General features: G+C 51.9%; 15 protein-coding genes. 8 read left to right on the top strand and 7 right to left on the bottom strand.

All coding sequences use genetic code 11. The annotated features are described in order from the left end of the window. The first annotated feature begins 17 nt into the window (after window positions 1-17). Window positions 18-506 (top strand): NUDIX hydrolase, encoded by a 489-nt coding sequence (locus ACO0LC_RS12235; RefSeq protein WP_423003363.1) that lies wholly within the window; start codon window positions 18-20, stop codon window positions 504-506. 293 nt (window positions 507-799) lie between these two features. Further along, window positions 800-1,750 carry an MBL fold metallo-hydrolase gene (locus ACO0LC_RS12230; RefSeq protein WP_423003361.1) on the top strand — a complete coding sequence of 317 codons (951 nt, stop codon included), beginning with the start codon at window positions 800-802 and terminating at the stop codon, window positions 1,748-1,750. 45 nt (window positions 1,751-1,795) lie between these two features. On the opposite strand, the gene ACO0LC_RS12225 is transcribed toward ACO0LC_RS12230, so the two are convergent. Continuing rightward, a complete protein-coding gene (locus tag ACO0LC_RS12225; RefSeq protein ID WP_423003359.1) occupies window positions 1,796-2,794 on the bottom strand; it encodes a type II secretion system F family protein in 999 nt (332 codons plus the stop codon). Window positions 2,795-2,858: 64 nt separating this feature from the next. Between ACO0LC_RS12225 and ACO0LC_RS12220 the strand changes: the two genes are divergently transcribed. The 3 genes from ACO0LC_RS12220 (at window position 2,859) to ACO0LC_RS12210 (ending at window position 4,759) form a co-directional block, all read left to right on the top strand. Further along, entirely contained in the window at window positions 2,859-3,401 is a 543-nt protein-coding gene (locus ACO0LC_RS12220; protein ID WP_423003357.1) for a hypothetical protein, read from the top strand. Between the two features lie 38 nt (window positions 3,402-3,439). Further along, window positions 3,440-4,108, top strand: a complete 669-nt coding sequence (locus tag ACO0LC_RS12215; protein WP_423003355.1) for a hypothetical protein — start codon at window positions 3,440-3,442, stop codon at window positions 4,106-4,108. Between the two features lie 120 nt (window positions 4,109-4,228). Next, window positions 4,229-4,759: a glycine zipper 2TM domain-containing protein gene (locus ACO0LC_RS12210; RefSeq protein WP_423003353.1), complete on the top strand. Its 531-nt coding sequence runs from the start codon at window positions 4,229-4,231 to the stop codon at window positions 4,757-4,759. Window positions 4,760-4,828: 69 nt separating this feature from the next. On the opposite strand, the gene ACO0LC_RS12205 is transcribed toward ACO0LC_RS12210, so the two are convergent. Beyond that, the gene (locus ACO0LC_RS12205) at window positions 4,829-5,929 is read right to left on the bottom strand and encodes a serine hydrolase domain-containing protein (RefSeq protein ID WP_423003351.1); all 1,101 of its coding nucleotides are present in this window, start codon (window positions 5,927-5,929) and stop codon (window positions 4,829-4,831) included. Window positions 5,930-6,082: 153 nt separating this feature from the next. Here ACO0LC_RS12205 and ACO0LC_RS12200 point away from each other — a divergent pair, with 153 nt between their 5' ends. The 3 genes from ACO0LC_RS12200 to ACO0LC_RS12190 all read left to right on the top strand — a co-directional run bounded on the left by ACO0LC_RS12200 (window position 6,083) and on the right by ACO0LC_RS12190 (window position 9,849). Next, on the top strand, window positions 6,083-7,483 hold the full coding sequence (locus ACO0LC_RS12200) for a tetratricopeptide repeat protein (RefSeq protein WP_423003349.1): 1,401 nt from the start codon (window positions 6,083-6,085) through the stop codon (window positions 7,481-7,483). A gap of 91 nt (window positions 7,484-7,574) precedes the next feature. Continuing rightward, the gene (gene murJ / locus ACO0LC_RS12195; RefSeq protein ID WP_423003347.1) at window positions 7,575-9,128 is read left to right on the top strand and encodes a murein biosynthesis integral membrane protein MurJ; all 1,554 of its coding nucleotides are present in this window, start codon (window positions 7,575-7,577) and stop codon (window positions 9,126-9,128) included. Between the two features lie 40 nt (window positions 9,129-9,168). Continuing rightward, complete coding sequence (locus tag ACO0LC_RS12190; RefSeq protein WP_423003345.1) at window positions 9,169-9,849, top strand: helix-turn-helix domain-containing protein; 681 nt, start codon at window positions 9,169-9,171, stop codon at window positions 9,847-9,849. A 2-nt stretch (window positions 9,850-9,851) separates the two neighbouring features. On the opposite strand, the gene ACO0LC_RS12185 is transcribed toward ACO0LC_RS12190, so the two are convergent. The 5 genes from ACO0LC_RS12185 to ACO0LC_RS12165 form a co-directional block, all read right to left on the bottom strand. After that, on the bottom strand, window positions 9,852-10,754 hold the full coding sequence (locus ACO0LC_RS12185; protein WP_423003343.1) for a sterol desaturase family protein: 903 nt from the start codon (window positions 10,752-10,754) through the stop codon (window positions 9,852-9,854). A 129-nt stretch (window positions 10,755-10,883) separates the two neighbouring features. Beyond that, the gene (locus ACO0LC_RS12180) at window positions 10,884-11,675 is read right to left on the bottom strand and encodes a YfaP family protein (protein WP_423003610.1); all 792 of its coding nucleotides are present in this window, start codon (window positions 11,673-11,675) and stop codon (window positions 10,884-10,886) included. A gap of 14 nt (window positions 11,676-11,689) precedes the next feature. Then, the gene (locus tag ACO0LC_RS12175) at window positions 11,690-12,469 is read right to left on the bottom strand and encodes a YfaP family protein (RefSeq protein WP_423003341.1); all 780 of its coding nucleotides are present in this window, start codon (window positions 12,467-12,469) and stop codon (window positions 11,690-11,692) included. Further along, window positions 12,466-14,247, bottom strand: coding sequence for a DUF2300 domain-containing protein (locus tag ACO0LC_RS12170; RefSeq protein WP_423003339.1), 1,782 nt, complete (start codon window positions 14,245-14,247; stop codon window positions 12,466-12,468). The genes ACO0LC_RS12175 and ACO0LC_RS12170 overlap by 4 nt, the downstream gene beginning before the upstream one ends. Beyond that, window positions 14,225-18,904 (bottom strand): alpha-2-macroglobulin family protein, encoded by a 4,680-nt coding sequence (locus ACO0LC_RS12165; protein WP_423003337.1) that lies wholly within the window; start codon window positions 18,902-18,904, stop codon window positions 14,225-14,227. Before ACO0LC_RS12165 ends, ACO0LC_RS12170 begins: the two co-directional genes overlap by 23 nt. Window positions 18,905-18,912: the final 8 nt, after the last annotated feature.

Genomic DNA, 18,912 nt, shown 5'->3' with positions numbered 1-18,912 from the left:
GTCTGATCAACATTTCCATGCCTAAGACCATGATTTCTTTTGCTATTGATGATTATCGTTACAACTTGCGGGCTGCCGCCATCATTCTCAATAGTGGCAGAGTGCTCTTGCATCAAATCGAAGGTGATGCATTCTGGTGTGTGCCCGGCGGACGTGTGGATGCAGGTGAGTCGGCCGCAGCTACCATAGTGCGTGAAATGCAGGAAGAGTTATCCGAGCAGGTGATTTGCGAAAAGCTCTTGTGGACGGTAGAGAATTTCTTTGCATACCGGGGACAAAAGCATCATGAGCTGGGTTTGTATTTTTTAAGCCATTTGCACCCCGATTCGCGCTTACTCAACACGCTTGGCCCTTATTGGGGAAATGAAGGGCATTTGCAATTGCGATTTGAGTGGTTCAGTCTGCCTGATCTCGGTAATATAGACATTCGTCCCTCATTTCTGGTAAATGCCCTGAATGCGGAGCAATTTAATTTGCCGCATTGGGTGCATCATGAGATTGAATAATAGGACTTACGCAAAATTGTCCCAGCAAGGCTATCGCTGTGGGAAACATCCCTTGCAGGGGATGTTTGTTTCGTTGGCAGACAACATGTTGTCTGAAACTCCCAAAACACCGTAGCGACGAAGACGGTACTTTAGTACCTAATTTGCTAAATGCAGGCGCTGCAACGTAGCTGGGGCGGTTTTGCGTAAGTCCTAAATAATAAAAAATAATTTCTTGGTCAGTGCCAAACGGCATTGTTACGAATAATAGGCTGCTCTATCATCTAATTCTTGGATAAATTGAAGGAACTAGCATGCAATATCGTTTTCTTAAACCTTTACTGCTTGCCAGTCTTTACCTGAGTATCGCAGGTTTTTCGCACAGTACTTGGGCTGCCGACATCTGCCAACCCGGCAAAATCATGGTACAAGTATTGGGTTCGGGCGGGCCAGAACTAAATGATCAGCGTGCTTCCACTTCTTATCTGGTCTGGATTAATCAAAAGGCCAGGGTGCTAGTCGATTTTGGCAGCGGTGCTGCTTTGAACTATGAGAAATCTGGTGCCAATCCAGCTGAGCTCGATGCAGTATTATTCTCACATTTTCATGTTGATCATAGTGCTGATTTCCCTGCCCTGGTCAAGGGCTTGCCATTTGCTGGTTACGACAAAGAGTTGCGGGTTTTTGGTCCTGCCAAGCGTGGCGTCTTTCCGGGGGTCAAGGAATTTATCCATGCCTTGTTCAACCGCGACACAGGTGCCTATGCCTATCTGGCGGATTATGCTGATCCCGATGTCAGTAGTCAGTTTAAAATGGAAATTGAAGAAGTCGCAGGCAAGGATAAGGAAGTCAAACGCTATGCCCTGGATGATGGCCTGGTTGTGAAAGCCATCAGCGTCTTGCACGGCCCTGTTCCTTCATTGGCATGGCGGGTGGAAAGCCAGGGTTGCAGTGTCACTTTCAGCGGCGATACCAGCAATACTGACCAGGCATTGGATATATTGGCGCAAGCTACCGATGTGTTGATTGCCCATCATGCTGCTCGGGAAAATGATCCGGATAATGTCGCCCGTTTATTGCATATGATGCCGACGGAAATAGGTCGCATTGCTGGTACGGCCAAGGTGGGCAAGCTGGTGCTGTCACACCGTATGAAACGTACCTTTGGTCATGAGATGGAAAGTACGGCAGCGATACGCAAGCATTATGCAGGGACTATTTTATTTGCGAATGATATGCAAAAAATTATAGTGGGTGGCAAATGAACAGCCACTCAAAGTCTGATTAAATTTTCTGCTTGTAATACAAGTTTACAAGTCTGCTGGTACATGTGGATTAAATGCACCGCTCTTTATAATGCCATAGGCAATTACGGCAGCGATCAGGGCATAGGCGATTCTGGGTATCCAGTCGGCGACCTGTCTTTGCTGCAGGGCCAGGCTGGCATTTTCTGCCCTGGCATAATGGGCCAGCATCTCAGGCAGGCTGCCGCTGCCTTCGCCAGTTTGTATCATGCCCAAAAGTGCACTGTCATTGATGCCTGGTATGGCACGCACGGCGTCAGACAGTGATAATCCGGCTTGCATGAGTGGCAAAATGCGGGCTAGTTCGCGGCGCAACAAGACATTGCTGGCTGCTTGCAGACCTAGCGGCAGGGCTTCAAACATGGGCAGCCCTGCTTCCAGCATCAAGGCCATGCTTTGCCAAAAATCGCAGAGATTACGGCGCTTGTGCATCTTTCCCAGGATAGGTAGCGCCAGCAGGATTTGATCCAGTACCGAGGCTGGTGCATCTGCCGGGCGCATCTGGAAACGCCGGTAAGCGTGAATGCCAGTTGCTATCAAACCAACAGCCAGCAAGATGCTGCGCAATGCTTGCCACAAATAAGCACCCAGACTCAGGGCACCGGAAACCAGTTGCGGCAAAGGGCTGATGAAGAGCGACATGAGAGCCATCATGGCCGGTAGCATCATGCGTGACTTGACGCTGGCGATTTGCTGGGCTCTTTCTTCATAATATTTGGCCAGATGGCGATAAGTTGGCGTCGGGTCGCCAGCCGCCAGGGCTGCCTGTATCAAACCTGCTTCCAAGGGTGTCCATAAGCTGCTTTGCAGGCCTGCATCGGCCAGATTTTTGCCGCGTTTGACAGCTTGCAAGGTAGCCACCATGCGCTCCTGATAGGGCGCAGGCAGCTTGATCATGGGCAAGGCTTGCAAAGGACCTATGCTGGCGTGGCTTAGTGCCGACAGTTGCAAGAGCAAGTCGGCGCGTATCCGATAGGGCAAGGCTGATTGTGGTTTATTTTTCATGCAAACTATGGTGCCTTGGATTAAACTCAGGATATATCCACGCTCACAGACAGAGGGGAAGCGCATGCGCATTTTATCGGGTTTTCAGCGTTCATTGTTGCGCCTGGTCGCCAGCCTGGGGTGGTGCCTGGTCAGTGCCGCAGCGGCGAATGCAGGAACGGTTGCCGCTGCTCCTGCTGCAGCCTGCACTCATCCTGCCATGCGCGAATTTGATTTTTGGCTGGGTGAATGGGATGTGCATACGCCCGACGGTAAACTGGCGGGGACGAATAGCATCAAGCGTGAATATGATGGCTGCGTCATCCATGAAAAATATACTACCGGACGCGGCTATAGTGGCGAGAGCCTGAATATCTACGACACGCCGCGCCAGCTTTGGCATCAGACCTGGGTAGACAATAGTGGCACTCTACTCTTATTGGAAGGCCGGCTGCAAGCTGGCAAGATGGTGCTGGAAGGGCAGAACCTCGCAGCGGAAGGACATAGAGTCCTGCATCGCATTACTTGGACACCCAATGCAAATGGTTCAGTAAGGCAGTTATGGGAATCCACTGACGCCAAGGGTATATGGTCAGTGGCATTCGATGGCCTGTACACGAAAAAGTAAGTGCTTAAAATCTCGACCACTCTTTTCTGGAGATAGCGATGCGCACATCAACATTATCTGCAGCCTTTTTGTTTGCTACTTGCTGCCTGCATGCCCAGGCTTCTGAAATCCTGGAAATTCAAGACTACCATGCCAGCGAAGCCCAGGTCGACAAGAATGGGCCGTGGCTGGGCTTGCAGCAAATGGGTAGAGGGTGGCGTCTGGTCGCGACCAAACCTCGCTTCAAAAATGTGCCTGATCCCATATCCGGGGCAGGTGTGCGGGTGAGTACGAGTTTATCCAATGTCAGGATTTTATTGTCAGACCCTGGTTTAAAGGCGGGGCGAGTTAGTTTATCGGATGAAATGAAGTTGGTTAGCGGCTCTGTTGATGAAGAGTTTGAGTTGACTACGTTGCCATCGCTGGGGCAGGAAAGAATCATGCATTTACAGGGCAGTGAATACAGCCTGCAAAACCGGGAAGGTAAAATCTATTTCAGACATGAGGGCAGGGAACAATACTTGTTTGACCATGTAGAAAACCAGGATGGCGACAATAATGGCCGTCTTATCTGGATCGGTGATCTTGATCATGATGGCAAGCTTGATTTCATCGTAGACGCATCCAATGAATACAATGTCACGGAATTACATTTGTATTTATCCGGGCAAGCGGCAAAAGGGGAGTTGTTGAAACTCGTCAGCAAGCGTAAAAGTACAGGTTGTTAATACTTCTGGGATGCCTGTCCTGTTACATTTGCTTACCGCCGTAACATAATGTGGGTCTTCTTTTTGCCAGCTTGGCGCGTTATTGGTGCATGAGTCATCACTAAACTGAAGGAGAGCACCATGGAAGTATCCACTACCAACAAGCGCATACACCCACTCGTGGCAGGCGCAGCCTGTTCTGTCATTCTGGTCAGCTTATTAGGTGCTGCTGCCCTGACAGGCGTGTTGCCAAGTTCTCACAGTACGGTAAGCCCGGCGGGCAATGCTGTGCCAGCCATGGACAACAATACCAACCTGGGCTATTCAGCCAATAATGCCTCTTTGCCCTTGGCCAATAATGTCAACAATACGAATCCTCCAGCAGTAAATTATGCGAATACTGCGCAGAATGCCTATGTCGCACCGGCTCCAGTCAGAGTGGCACAGAGCAGCCATCATCAGCCTGCGCGTACCTATACAGAGCCAGCCAGGACTTATCATACCCAGCCAGCACAGGCTCAGAATAGCCCGGTGGGCATAGGTGTAGGTGCAGTACTTGGTGGTTTGATTGGTAGCCAGGTAGGTAATGGCAATGGCCGTACACTGGCGACGATTGCCGGTGCAGTAGGCGGTGGTTATGTTGGTAATGAAGTGGCGAAAAGAAATCCTTGATTAATGGGAAGCTTGGAATTTAGCTAAAAACCGGGTGTCTGCAAAAAAAGCGACACCCGGTTTTTTTAATTATGGCTGGCGTGTATTGATTAATGAGCGCAATAAATCGGCGGCAATGCCCTTGTTGGCCCAGGTTTGCGAGAGATCCAGGTCACCATCGGCACTGACGATGATGAGGATATTCTGGTTTTGCAAATCCACCAGGTTCAAGATACGTACCCCGGCTATCCAGCCCTGGCGCTCGACTATCATGAGCGGGTTGCCTGTATCGCTGGCCTTGAAGGGATAAGACCAGACACCTATCGCACCACCAACATTATTTGGTTTGACCATCTCGTCGCGGCTTTTGGCAGACAGATATTTGCCGCGCATGAAGGCTAGGTCAAAAGCATATAAATCCGCCAGGGTGCCAAAGCTGGAACCAGCCGGGCCATAGCTGGCAAAATTCACTGCTGGTTCAGGCTTGCCACCCAGGATGCCATGCACATGGGTTTTGACATCCGGCTGGGCCGCGGTATAGTAAGCCGCGCTTTGCATGCCAGCCGGGCTAAAAATACGCTGTTGCAGCAAGCTTAAAAAACTTTGCTTATTGATTTTTTCCAGCAAGGCACCAAGGACGATGTAATCGCAATTGTTATAGTCAAATTTGCTGCCTGGTTTGGCATTGGCTGGGCCCGCGCACAGGCCAGTGGCAAAATTTTGTATGTCGTCGCCGCTATTGGCATCCATCATGTGTACTGCAGGATTGATCATTTCATTATACAGACCGGAATAATGGGTCAGTAATTGCCTCAGGGTGGCACTGCGGGCCTGTACATTGGGGTAGTCTGGCCAGTAAGTGCCCAGGCTTTGATCCAGTTGCAATTTCCCGGCTTCCACTTCCTGCATGACCAGGATGGCCGTCATTTGCTTGGTGATGGAGGCGAAGCGGAAGCTTTGCCTGGTGTCGGTGAATTTGCCCAGGCCTTTCTCCAGCAAGACCTTATCGCCACGGGCGGCAAAGACCAGACCTTGAAAGCCACTGTTTTTCAGGTTTTTGGCGGCGTCTTCCAGGCTGGGGATGGCTTTGGGTGTGGCAGCCAGACTGAGATTGGCCTGCAAGCCCAGGGCCAGCAGGCTGACAGCCAATAATCGCAAGGGACCTGGAACTGATAGATTAAATCGTGGCATAACTGGCTCCGCGTGAAAAGTAGTGGGGATACTCATGGACAAGGGCGTGCAATTTTTTACCTGTACAGTTTAACAAATGTAGAACAAAAATATGCGAGCCTGGATTTAAAGCGCTCCTATAATAATGAGATTCCAGGCAACCCTGCTACGCGCATGAAAACTGATACTGCCGAATCCCTGTTTTATCAGGCTAATCACCAGATGGCACAAGGGCAGTGGGATGCCGCCGAAAACAGTTTTCACCTGGCCTTGCAACTGGAGCCTGACCTGGCTGAGGTGCATGCCAATCTTGCCTGGTTGTTGCAGCAGCAAAAACGGTATGCAGAGGCTGGGGCAGCTTATCAGCGCGCCCGCCTGCTTGCCCCGGATAATGTGCAAATCAGTTTGAACTACGGTGTCATGCTGGCACAAGAAAGGCGTTTTGCTGAGGCTGAGCAGTTATACAGACAAGTCTTGCTGCAACATCCTGATTCAATCTTTGCGTTGTGTAATCTGGGTGTCTTGCTGGCCAGTACGCTGCATGAAACTGAAGCTGAAGCCTGCTATCGCCGGGCTCTGGAACTGGACCCGGCGTATCGCAAGGCAGCCTTCAACCTGGCCTATCTGTTACTGCGGCAAGGTCATTATGCCGAAGGCTGGCACATGCTGGAGGCGCGTGAGGCGCCTGCCATACTGGATTATTACCTGAGTCAGCAGCCTCATGCCCTGCGGTGGCAAGGGCAAGAACTGCGCGGTAAATCCATCATCATCCTGTTTGAATCAGGCCACGGCGACACCATACAGTTCACCCGCTACGCCAGTCTGTTAAAACAGGCAGGTGCCACGCGCGTCACTTGCCTTTGCCATCCTGCACTGAAAAGACTGTTTGCCAGCCTGGAAGGGCTGGATGAGGTTTTTGCCTATGATGAAAATATCCCTGGCAGTGCCTGTGACTATTGGGTGCCTATGTACAGCTTGCCGGGATTATTCCATACGCAAATCGATAGCATTCCTGCCAAGCTACCTTATTTGCATGCCCATCCACAGGATGTGCAACACTGGGCTGCCCGCATGCAAGGTCCTGACAAGCATTTGCGCATAGGCCTGGTATGGCAGGGTAATCCACTTTTTGACAATGATGGCTATCGCTCCATACATGATCTTGCTGTGTTCAAAACCTTGGTCGACATACCGGGTGTGCATTGGTTCAGTCTGCAAAAAGCTGAAGGGGTGGGGGCAGCTTCTGACATGCCCCTGGCCTTGACTAGTTTGGGATCTGATATCAGGGACTTTGCTGATACTGCAGCCATCATCATGCAACTGGATTTGCTGATAACAGTAGATACTGCCGTGGCACATCTTGCAGGTGCCTTAGGCAAGCCTTGCTGGCTCATGTTGCCTGCCTACCAGGCAGACTGGCGCTGGCTCAAGGACAGGGCAGACAGCCTCTGGTATCCCGCCGTCATGCGTTTGTTCCGCCAGAAATACTCGGGTGACTGGTCAGCTGTCATGCAAGAGATCAAAGATGAATTAATGAAATTGCCAGCTATCAGTAAATACTCGGTTTTTAGCTGATATGGTAATAATGTTAATTTTCTGACGTCGGAGAGTGATGCCGGTGCTGCAAATATGCCTCTGGCAGCACGACAAAGTATAATGCCGGACCATGAATCTATTAAGAACCCTCGCTGCCATGAGTGGCATGACCATGCTGTCACGCCTCACTGGCCTGGCCCGTGATGTATTGATTGCCACTCGCTTTGGTGCCGATGCCTATACTGACGTATTCAATATTGCTTTCCGCATCCCCAATCTGTTGCGGCGCATGTTTGCCGAAGGGGCTTTTTCGCAAGCCTTTGTGCCCATACTGGCAGAGTACAAGAATAAACAGGGTGAAGCCGCTACCAAGGACCTGATCGACCATGTCGCCACCCTGATGACATGGACACTGGTGCTCACCTGCGTGCTGGGCATCATAGGTGCGCCCATATTGTTGTACTTCATGGCCAAAGGTTATGTAGGCCGGGCAACTGAATTCAATGTTGCCATCATCATGACACGTATCATGTTTCCGTATATAGGCTTCATGTCCATGGTGGCGCTGGCGGGCGGTATTCTGAATACCTGGCGTGAATTCAAGGTGGCTGCATTTACGCCGGTTTTATATAACCTGTCTTCCATTGCAGGTTCTTTATTCCTTGCACCTTATCTGGCTCAACCCATCTATGCACTGGCAATTGCAGTGTTTGTCGGTGGTGTTTTGCAACTGGCCATCCAGGTCCCAGCCCTGGTCAAGATAGGCATGCTGCCGAAGATCAGCTTTCGCGTGGGTACGGCATGGCAGGATGAGGGGGTGCGCCGTATCGTGCGCAATATGGTGCCAGCGATAGTCGCAGTCTCAGCGACCCAGATCAGCATTGCCATCAATACCAGCATTGCTTCCAGCCTGACGACAGGCAGCACGACCTGGCTGGCCAATGCTGATCGCCTGATGGAATTTCCTACCGCCTTACTGGGCGTGGCCCTGGGGACGATTTTATTGCCTGGCCTGGCCAAGGCGCATTCTGATGGTGATGCCGCAGAGTACTCAGACTTGCTGGATTGGGGCTTGCGTTTAACTTTCTTGCTGGCCTTGCCAGCGGCAGTGGGGCTGGCCACCATACCTGAAGCCCTGACTGCAACCCTGTATCACTATAGTAAATACACGGATCACGCAGTACAAATGACCTCCAATGCCCTGGTCGCCTACGGTGTGGGCTTGCTAGGCCTGATTGTCGTCAAGATCCTGGCTCCTGGGTTTTACGGCAAGCAGGATATACGTACACCAGTAAAAATTGCTGTGGTTGTCATGCTGGTGACTCAGGCATTGAACTATGTCTTTGTTCCTTATTTTGCCCATGCTGGCCTGGCCTTGTCTGTGGGGCTGGGGGCGTGTGTGAATGCGACTTTCCTGTACACAGGTTTGCGCAAGCGCGGTATTTACCAGCCCAGAAAAGGCTGGCCCATGTTCTTGCTTAAATTGCTTGCTGCGTTGATGTTGATGGCTGGTGTTGCCTTATGGACTAAAGACCAGTTCCATTGGCTGGAGATGCGCCATACCCCGGTTTTGCGCATGGCTGCGCTGGGTTTTGTGATGACCTCTTGCGCAGTGACTTATTTTGTTGCGCTGGCATTGATGGGTTTTCGGCCTCGGGATTTCCGGAAAGTGACCCGGGTATAAAGCAGAACACCAGGTTTGCTCAATTGTGGAAAGCTGGCAGATGAAAGACAGTAACTGGGATGGCGAATTATGGCTGGCGAAAGACTATGCCGTCCTGCATGGCGCCCTGGGCGTGAGTGCCGTACATGCGCACCACGCCCATCAACTGATACTCTCGCCGGATATGCCTGCAAGTGTGGCGCTGGAATCCAGAGTCATCACTGATACTCGTATCTGGATAGAATCCATGTGCAGCCACGCCATCCTGGCACCACTGGCCAGTCATTACTCTGTCTATGCTGAACCCTATGCTTACAATGGGCAGGAATTGTTAGCCAGTATGGAAAAAACTGAACCATCGTTGCCGACACTGATGGCTGCCTTGCAAACTGCCACACGCAAGCCGGTTCTGGATGCACGGGTAGAAACCGCGCTGGCCCAGGTGGACAGGCTCTTGTCTGGCAAGATTTCTGCCAGCAAGCTGGCGGATGATGTGCATGTCTCGCTGAGCCAGTTAGAGCGCCTGTTCAGTGCGCAACTGGGCTTGCCAGTACGCAGACTGGTGCTGTGGCGGCGTTTGCGATTGGCGATTGCGACTACTCTGGAAGGCCAGAATCTCACCACTGCTGCGCATGCTGCAGGTTTTGCTGATTCTGCTCATTTCTCACGTACCATGCGTAGCATGTTTGGGGTAAGGGCTGATCACAGCATCAGCCATATGCATTTGCAGCTGATTGATTAAAGTCATCCATCATGGCGTGGTTGCGGCATGAACGAAGGCGAAAGTACAGCATCCTTTTTCACTTGCTTCTTGCGGAATGGCTCTTTTAGCTGCTGGCTATAAGCGACGGGATAATCAGGCTGACTACCTATGCCAAGATCGCAGCTAGTCAGTCGGGAATCTGGATAAAACGCAGTGTCCAGCATTTGATCCCATACGGGAGAAAACAGAGCGAAATTGACATTGCCTGCTTCACCATACTTCATATGATGAAAACGATGTAATGGTGCCCAGGCAAATACATGGCGGAACATTCCCATCTGGATATCGACATTGGAGTGCTGGAGCAGTAATTGTATGGCAATCGCGAACGTCAATAGCACAGTGATCTGCATAGGCATGCCAATCAAGAGCAAGGGCAGAATGCCCGCCAATGCCTCTATCGCCTGATGCAAAGGGTGTTTCATCAAGCCATTAAAACCATACATTCGCAGGCAGCTATGATGTACAGCATGAAAGCGCCACAGCAAATCTATCTTGTGACTGAAAAAATGTGCCAGTGTAATACCGCAGTCTGCAATGACGATGGCCAGTATTAATTGCAGTGCCTGTGGCCAGTTGCCTGGCCACAGATTCAGCACAGGTATCAAGCCGCCAAGACTGGGTATCAATGCCAGGCCCAGTATGTTAAACAGCTCGTTGACCAGGCCGTGCAGGGTATCGCGCTTCCTGTCATTGTGCGCGAGATTCCATTGCTGTTCATAAGGGAGATAAAGCTCTGCCACAAAAGAAATAGCTATCGCCAGTAACAGCAAGGGGATCAGGTAAAAGCTGGACAAGGAAAAGGCTGGCAGCATCCAGGTGGCTAGGCCTATAAAAGAAAAGAAAAATACTGGCGCATACCAGTAAGAGAATAGCTGCTTCATCGATTTACTCCTGAGGATTAAATCGTTAGCATCACTGAAAAAAAAGTTGGCGACTTGAATAAACTGCGCAACTTGAAGGAAGAAATTTATAAATGTGCAAGGTAGTTCAATGGATGCGTCTGGCTTTATTTAAAACATGAATGACTTCACCAAATTCAAATCCCCTATCTTGCGCAGAGGAATGACAAAGCTCTCTCGTTTTTCTCTCGCCGTGTTTTCATAAAACACCAGAGTGACGCGGGTAGTGATGATGGCTTGCTTGCGTTGACCCTCATCAAAGTTATATCCGCCTGCGCCAAAATTGCCCCAGTAGTTGACGAAGACATGGTAAGCACCGTGCTGCGGGGCGATGGTAGTGAACATTTCCGGGCCAGGGCCATCGACGCTATCCACATCGAGACCACCACCGCCATTCAGTATGGGTGCAGCATAGAAAGCATGCTGGCCATCTGGCGTGATAATGTGCAGGTCAACTTCTGCCTCTGGCGCATCCCATGAGCAGATGATGCGCAACTGCGGCGATAGCTGTTGAGTATTGGCTTCATAATATTGCACACGTTGCAGGCTCTTACCATCCGGCCCCTTGATCTCCATATTGTTCGAACCACTGCCAAAAGCATAGTGGCGTTCAAAGCGGCCATCCGTGCCATAGTTGAGTACCATGGGGTTGCCATTGACGATGAGGGTATGCTTGCGCTGTTTGCCAGCATCGCGTATATGGCCTTCTATGAGAGTACGGTTTTTTTGTGTACCACGGTCTATAGGTGGCATGGGATAAGAGGCGCGCGTATCGCCAGATTTATCAGTCAGGCCGCCATAGTTCCAGCCGCCACGCGGGCTGTTGATGGTGGGCTGGTCTTCAGCTACACAATTGGCGGCAGCGACGAACATCGTGCAAGCCAGCAGAGCAGGTTTCAACATCGTTTGCATGATCATTACGGATAGGTAAAGGATTTAACCAGGGTCAGCTCACCAGGCTTGCGCATGGGCACTTGAAAACTTTGCTGTTTTTCTGAGAGCGTGCCTTCCTGGCTGATGATGGCAACCCTGGCGATGGTCAGGTCTTTTTCATTGCCGCCGCTGCCATAGTAATTCACGTAGACGTGATAAGTGCCTTTGGGCGGCGCCGTATTGGCATAAATTTCAGGTCCATAGCCCGTAGTGACATCGACATCGAGCGCACCACCGTTTGGCACGACGCGGTTACCGTAAAACACATGCTGGCCATCCGGTGAGATGACGTGCAAGTCCAGGTCTGTGCCATCGCTGTCCCAGGACAAGACTACACGCAGGCGCGCATTCGGGCGGCTGGTATTGGTATCAAAAAACTGTACGCGTTTAACTTCACTGCCATCGGGACTACGCACTTCCACATTATTGGAGCCGGAACTGAAGGAATAAGGGCGGGAGAATTCGCCACCTTCACCAATAGCCAGCGGCATGGCTGCACCATTGACGATGAGCTTGCCCGGTTTTTTCTTGTTGTTGGTACTGATACGGCCTTTGATGAGTGTCATTTCATTCTGACCCTCAGCGTTGACTGAAGATGCAGGGTAGTGCACAGGCTGTTTAAAGCCTGCAGCTTCACCACCACTATTGCGCCAGCCGCCACGCGGCAGTTCTATATTGGAATCTGCCGATGCGCTCATGTGGAAAACAGCGAGCAGGCTGCTGGCCATGCAGAGAGTGAGTCGTTTTGGGGGAAACTTGATCATGTTGTTCCTTCTATGAGACGGCGTGCCAGTTTTTCTACATAGTCTTCATTGGCTCCGTTCGGATGAAATCGTAAAGCGAGATGCAGATACTCATGGGCGAGGGTGATGCGCTCATCCAGGCTGCGCCAGCCGCGGGCGTAGATGCGCATGCGCTTCTGGTCTGAATAGGGATTGCCGCTAGTCAGCGAGCAGATGGCTGGCGGTGTATCTGGATGCTCAAAGCCAGGCTCACGGCGCAATACGCTTTGCCACTTGTTGCTGGCATTACTTAGCCAGGTTTGCGCTGCTACCAGTGGCTTGCAATCAGACTTGCCATTGAAGCTGGCGATGTTGGCCTGGGGATAACTGGTGGCTAAAATACGCTCAAAATTCCAGCCCTGGTTTGCCTGCTTAGTCGCTTCTTTCAATGACATGCGGTTATTGCCCGCACTGTCATTGTGATAGCGCACGTTTGCCCCTTGTAGTATCAGGTCGTCAGTGAACCAGGCTGCGGCCAGGGCAGCATCGCTGGGTGCATTGGCGCTGACGCGCTGGCGGGTAGTGCTGTCGGCAATGCGCCAGCAGCCATGATCGAGAGCAGCGTTTTGTACCAGATAGCTACGTGCTGCAATCGCCAGACTGCGGGAGACTTGTATATTGCTGGCGTCACCTTCACGGTCAATGACGCGGGCGACATATTCGTTGATGCTGACGCGCCCGGTGATCTGTGGTGCCATTCCGGGTAAGCGTTGCAGTGTCAGGCTGCCATTGCTATTGATATCGAGGGCATTGCCGTTGACGAATTGCAGCTTGTATTTGCCGGACAGTGTACCTGCACGTGCAGGAGTGTTTGTTGCAAATGCAGTTGCAGACAATACTTCGCGCAATGGGTAGCGCGCAAAAAAGTCCACATCCACGCAATGTGCTTCGTCACCTACATTGTCAATATTATTGATGCCTGTCCAGCGAGGAGTGGGCAGGGTCGTTGCCAGCGCACTGGCCCAGGTGGTAAGGGTAGAGCGGCTGGAACCACGGGCACCAAACCAGAACGGCGTGCCATCTGCCAGCCAGCCTGCTGCGCCACCAAAGGCAGTGTTGTCAGGCAAATGCCAGGAATAGGTTTTGTAACGTATGCCTGTACCCAGTTGTGTCCAGGCTTCGCGGCCATAGCCCTGTACCGCTGTTTCCAGCAAGGCTGTGCGGGCAGCAGCGCGGGCTTGTGGTGAGAATTTATTCAGGGTTTCCAATAGTTCTTTTACGCTGACCTGGGTGTCGGGCTGCAATTGCGCTGTACGTTGCAGCCAATTGGCGTCACTGCGGGTTTGCCAGTAGCTTTTCCATGCCTTGTCATTCACACCTAAGCGTGCTGGTGAAAAATAGGGCGCGCAAGAGCGTGCCAGGGCAGAGTCGCGTTCTACCTGTTCACCGGGTTCGCAGCAATACAGGTCTTCGTTTTTTTCTTGTTCTTCACGTACATTCTTGCGCAAATATTTTTTTGCTGTACAGGTATAGGCAACTTCCTGCACATGATTGTCCTGCAGGTAAGCGTAGACAAATAACTTCCACAAGCTACCTAGGGGTATCTTTTGTTCTGCGATTTTGTTGTCTTGAGAATTCAGGGAGCGCACTTCCACCTGGCCATCCCGCAGCCAGGCGACCGTGGCTGTGCTGGCTGCATCTGCGGCATGAGCAACTGGCGCAACTTGTGCAGATACAGCCAGCGTGACTACTGTCGCGCTGGCAAGCATGATGGTGCTGATCGCTTTGCAGGCAGAATCAGCGGATTTCCATAAACGCACGTGGCTTATCCTCAAAGGCTTTCTGCTCTGGCTGGTACATGCGGTAGTAGCGTGCTGGCGGCAGGGCGAACTTACCGGTTTGTGCTGCGCGCACCAGATGACGTATCACGACCTGGCCATCCAGTGCATCCACTGGCACGGCATAACCGCGTGGTGTCTGCTCGTAGCTTGCACGTTCCATTGCTTCCATATCTTTGCCGCCAGGGTAACGCAGGCTGATACCCCAAGTGGAGCGGTCAGCCGAGGTGCCGGGTGGCAGAGGTACTTCAACAATGCCAAAGTTCAGTTCAGGGCCAGATGTGCGGGTGAGTACCACTTCATCGAGATAAACTTCATCTGTTTTCAGTGCTGCACCGTCACTGAGCAATTCCAGCTTGAAGCCGGCTTTGCCTGCGACAGGCTGCACAGGCGCACCTGTAGCTGGGTTGATAGCAGGTTTGCTGGCACTGCTTGGCGTTGGTAGTGCTTCTGGTACCAGGCGGTAAATACGGCGCTCCACTTTCACTGGCAGGCTGGATTTTTCTGGCTCGCGGCTGTCGAACTGGGCAATGGCGATCATGCCTGCGCTTGGGTTGGACACCATTTTGATTACAGATGGGGCTGGCGTCGCGGCTGTGGTATTCCAGCGATACACGCTTTGACCTGTGATGGTTTCGCGTGGCAACCAGCCAGCTTCCAGTTCTACCTTGGCCATATTATTGCGCAACAAAGGATCATTGCTGCCAGACTTGCCACCGAGAGCGCGGTAAGTCCACAGCAGGGCGAGGGCGCGGTCTATGGTAGGCGACTCTGACCTGACACGTTCCAGTACGGCAGCAGCATCGCTGGCCGGGCGTTTACCTGTCAGTATCAGCAAGGCTTCACCCAAAGGCAGGTCGGCCTGGTGTACGCGGGCTGCGGCTTCTGGCAAGGTCGTGACGGTAATGCCTGTCAGGTTGCCCTTGCTTTGCTGTACCACGTAGGCAGCCAGCAAGGTGCTCATGGCATGTTGTACATCATCATCCTTGTTGGCAAAGATCATGCTGTTCATGCCTGAACGCGGGGTGATCACGACAGGTTTGGCAAACGCGCCTTTGGCACCCAGTTCTTCACTCAGGGCTTCTGCCATGGATTTTACTGGCAAGCCCATGTCCTGCATCCAGTACAGCATCAGGGCACGCTGCCAGTGTGATTGCTTGACGCCGTCCTTGCGGTAGACATCATTGAGGCGGTCAAAATGGCCTTCTGGCAGTGACAGTTTCAAGGCACGGCTGGCATGCCAGTCAGCATAGTAGGCATAGGTGGTCAGCAGGGCATCGCCATCTTTTTCTGGCACACTCCACCAGCCAAAAGTCGCGTTTGGCCCGGCCATTTGCGCCAGACGGAAGCGGTAGCTGTACAGCCTTTGCGTCAATTGTGCAGTCAGTCTTTCTTCACTAGGCAAAGTTGATTGCAAGGCCAGGCTGTAAGGGATGAGACGGCTGGACGTTTGTTCGACACAGCCATATGGATAGTCGATCAGGTCATCCATCAAACGGCGGAACTGCGTGCTGGCGCTGTCAGCAAATTGCAGTTGCAGGTTGCTGGCATCAGGCGGCAGCTTCAAGACTGTTTCCTTGCCAGTCACAGGTACGCTGACCGAACGCTGGCTCAGCCAATGCACAGGAACAACTTTCAGTGGCACATTCAGTGCATCAACAGTCTTGCCGCCTACAGCCAGTGACAGGTCTATCTTGTTGTCGAGACCATTGGCTTTCAAAGGCACCGAGATAAAATTCGCACCAGGTTTCAGCTTCAGGCTTTCTTGTTTGTTGACGCCGGAACCTGTGATATTCAGGTTGGCACTGGCGTCCTGGTTACCCTGATTGAAGATGGCAACGCTGGCATTCGGTGCATCCTGCACGCGCATCCAGTTCGGGCTGGTCCATTTTACATAAAAGTCTTTGTCTGAACGTACGTAGGCGATGTTCTGACCTACATTGCCACCAGCTTCCGTCGCACGCACAGTAATGCGCCAGCGTGTCAGGGAGTCTGGCATGGTGAAAGTCAAACGGGCACGACCTGTGGCGTCAGTCGTGACATTCGGTTGCCACAAGGCGGTGTCCTTGTCTTCACGGCGTGGTCTTTCCAATACCTTGATGGCGCGCTCATGGGTTTGCCCGTTGGCAGGCAAGGCCAGTTTGGATGGCGGCACGGCCAGGTCATAGGCGATAAAAGAGAGGCTGGCCGAGGTGCGCACATTATTACGACGCGGGTGATAGAAGAAGTCAGAAATATCTGGTGCAATTTCAGGCTGCAATACATAGATCATTTCATCGACGACACCAACAGTAAGTTGGCTGCCTGCGGCTGGTTTGCCATCGACCATGGCAGTCAGGTCCAGCGTGACTTTGTCACCTGGCGCATAGACGGCCTTGTCGGCTTTGACGGCCACGTTGATACGTGGTTGTTCAACTCTCAAACCCAGGTTCTGGAAAACATAGTCGGCACCTTTGACATACACCACAGACAGGGTGATGTTGGGACCATAGGTATCCTGCACAGGCAGTTCTACCTTCCATTGCATCGGTGACAGACGCTTGGCACTGAGCCAGCCGCTGGTATTCGAGTTGACACCATTCATCAAGGCAGTTTTTTCTACCTTGTCACGTTCCAGCGTGAACAATGCCTGATCGACTTGCTGAGGGAAGGTGATCAACGCACTGGCAGTTTCACCTGGCTTGTAGCTGGTCTTGTCAAACACCATTTCTATCGAGCCCTGAGGTGCACTGACTCCTGCACCACTGACATAGTGCGAAGTCGCGCCAAGGATATTGCCTGCTGCATCACGTACAGACAGGGTATAGGTACCAGGTTCAGCAAAAGCCAGTGTCAATTTACCAGTATTGGCGAGCTTTCCGTTTGATTTCTTTTGGTTTTCCAGTCTTACCCAGTCCCATGTTGCTGGCGCACTGACTGTGCTGACGGTATTGCCAGGTACAGGCAGGGCAGTCAGCGCGAAGTTCATGTTTTCACCAACGGCGCAGAAGGCGCGTTCTGCCTTCAGGCTATAGGTGCCAGCGCTACGTTCCACCAGTATCTCCTTGGTAGAACGTACGCGGTAAGCAGCGCCATCAGTAGCCAGCACCGACAAAATATAACGACTAGGTTCAGTTGCTGCTGGCAGTTTGAATTCAACGAAACCGTTGCTATCGGTCGTAAATGTGGTCGTGCTCATCTGTACCGGGAACTGGCCTGCGTAACCCAGATCGCCTTCAACGATAGTCAGGCGCTGGGCGCGGACTGTCAGGTCTGCCTTGGCATTGACGACAGGCTTGCCATCGGGGTAAACCAGTTGCAGCTTGCCCTTGATTTCTTCGTTGGTTTTGTAATCTTTTTTGCCGGGCATGACATTGATTTCAAAATGCGGCTTCTGGTATTCAGCCACACGGAAGGCAGCGCCATAGCTATTACCCTTGTAGCTGAAACGCAATTCATAACCACCTGCGACGGCATTGTCTGGCAACTGGAATACCGTATCACCACCAGATTGCGGTGTCATTTGCAGGGTCTGTGCTGCGACCGGGAAGCCATTTGCATCAAATACCTGCAACTTCAATTCACCTGCGGTGATAGGAGTGGATTCACGAGCTGACACAAAAGTACGCCCCAAAAATTTCACATACACAGTTTCACCAGGACGATACAAAGGGCGGTCAGTCACCGCATACAGCTTGGTGTTATAGATTTCACTATCGTAATAATAATTTTCTGCGACAAACACGCCGCCTTTGCTGTCTTCACCATATACATAAGTTTTTTCAGGCGCATCACGTTCAAAATTAACGATGCCGCTGGCATCTGTTGCACCTGTACTCAGGATGCCTGCGCCGTCTGTCCACACGGTCTTGGCATTTGCTACGGCCTGACTGCTACGGCGATCAGCGACCCAGACCAGCATTTGTTTGCTCGATACCTTGGTCACAGCGATAGAGTCAGAGACAAACACCAAAGTCACAGCACGATAGCTACCGACCATGGCTTCGACCAGATACAGACCGGGTTCTTTTTTACCCAGAGGTATCAGTACATTGCCTTTTGGTGAGATGATGAATTCACTGCTGCTGCCATCCAGTTTGACACCTTTGGGTGGCTGTACAGGCTGGGCGATATGCACTGGGTAGCGGAAGCTGTCAACCAGGGTATGTGCTTTCAGCGGCTGGTACAGCGGGTTCATCTGCTGCGGTGTAGCTGCTTTGACCAGCGGGTGCAGGCGTGTTTCTGGTGCCTGGGTGGTCACGGCTTTTCTGGCATCGGATGAAAACAGTTTGCGCCACATGCGGCGTGAAGCATCCCACCAGTTATCCCAGGTGCGAGCCAGCGCATCGGACACGCCTTTGCCCTTGTAATTGCCCTGGGCATCAATGCGGTGCAAATTCTTTTGCGCCTTTAAAAATTCCAGCGGGTCTTTGACTTTATAGACATAGACGTCAACACCGCCGAGTTCAGAAATCTGCCCCATGTCCTGGGCTTCCAGTCGCACCATGGCATTATCACCAGAGCCATAGGCTGCATCACTGAGCAGGAAGAAAGAGGAGCCACCGCTGCCATCCTGTGCGGTCGCAGGCAGGAAGAGCAAGAGTGCACAGAGTGCAGTCAAAAAGGTGAGATAGCGGGATTGTTTTAATGTAGCTTTCATTGGGCGCT

The sequence above is a fragment of the Undibacterium sp. JH2W genome, from assembly GCF_049340425.1.
GTDB lineage: Bacteria > Pseudomonadota > Gammaproteobacteria > Burkholderiales > Burkholderiaceae_D > Undibacterium.
Note: the sequence above shows the minus strand (reverse complement) of the source record. Positions and strands in the feature narration are given on the sequence as shown.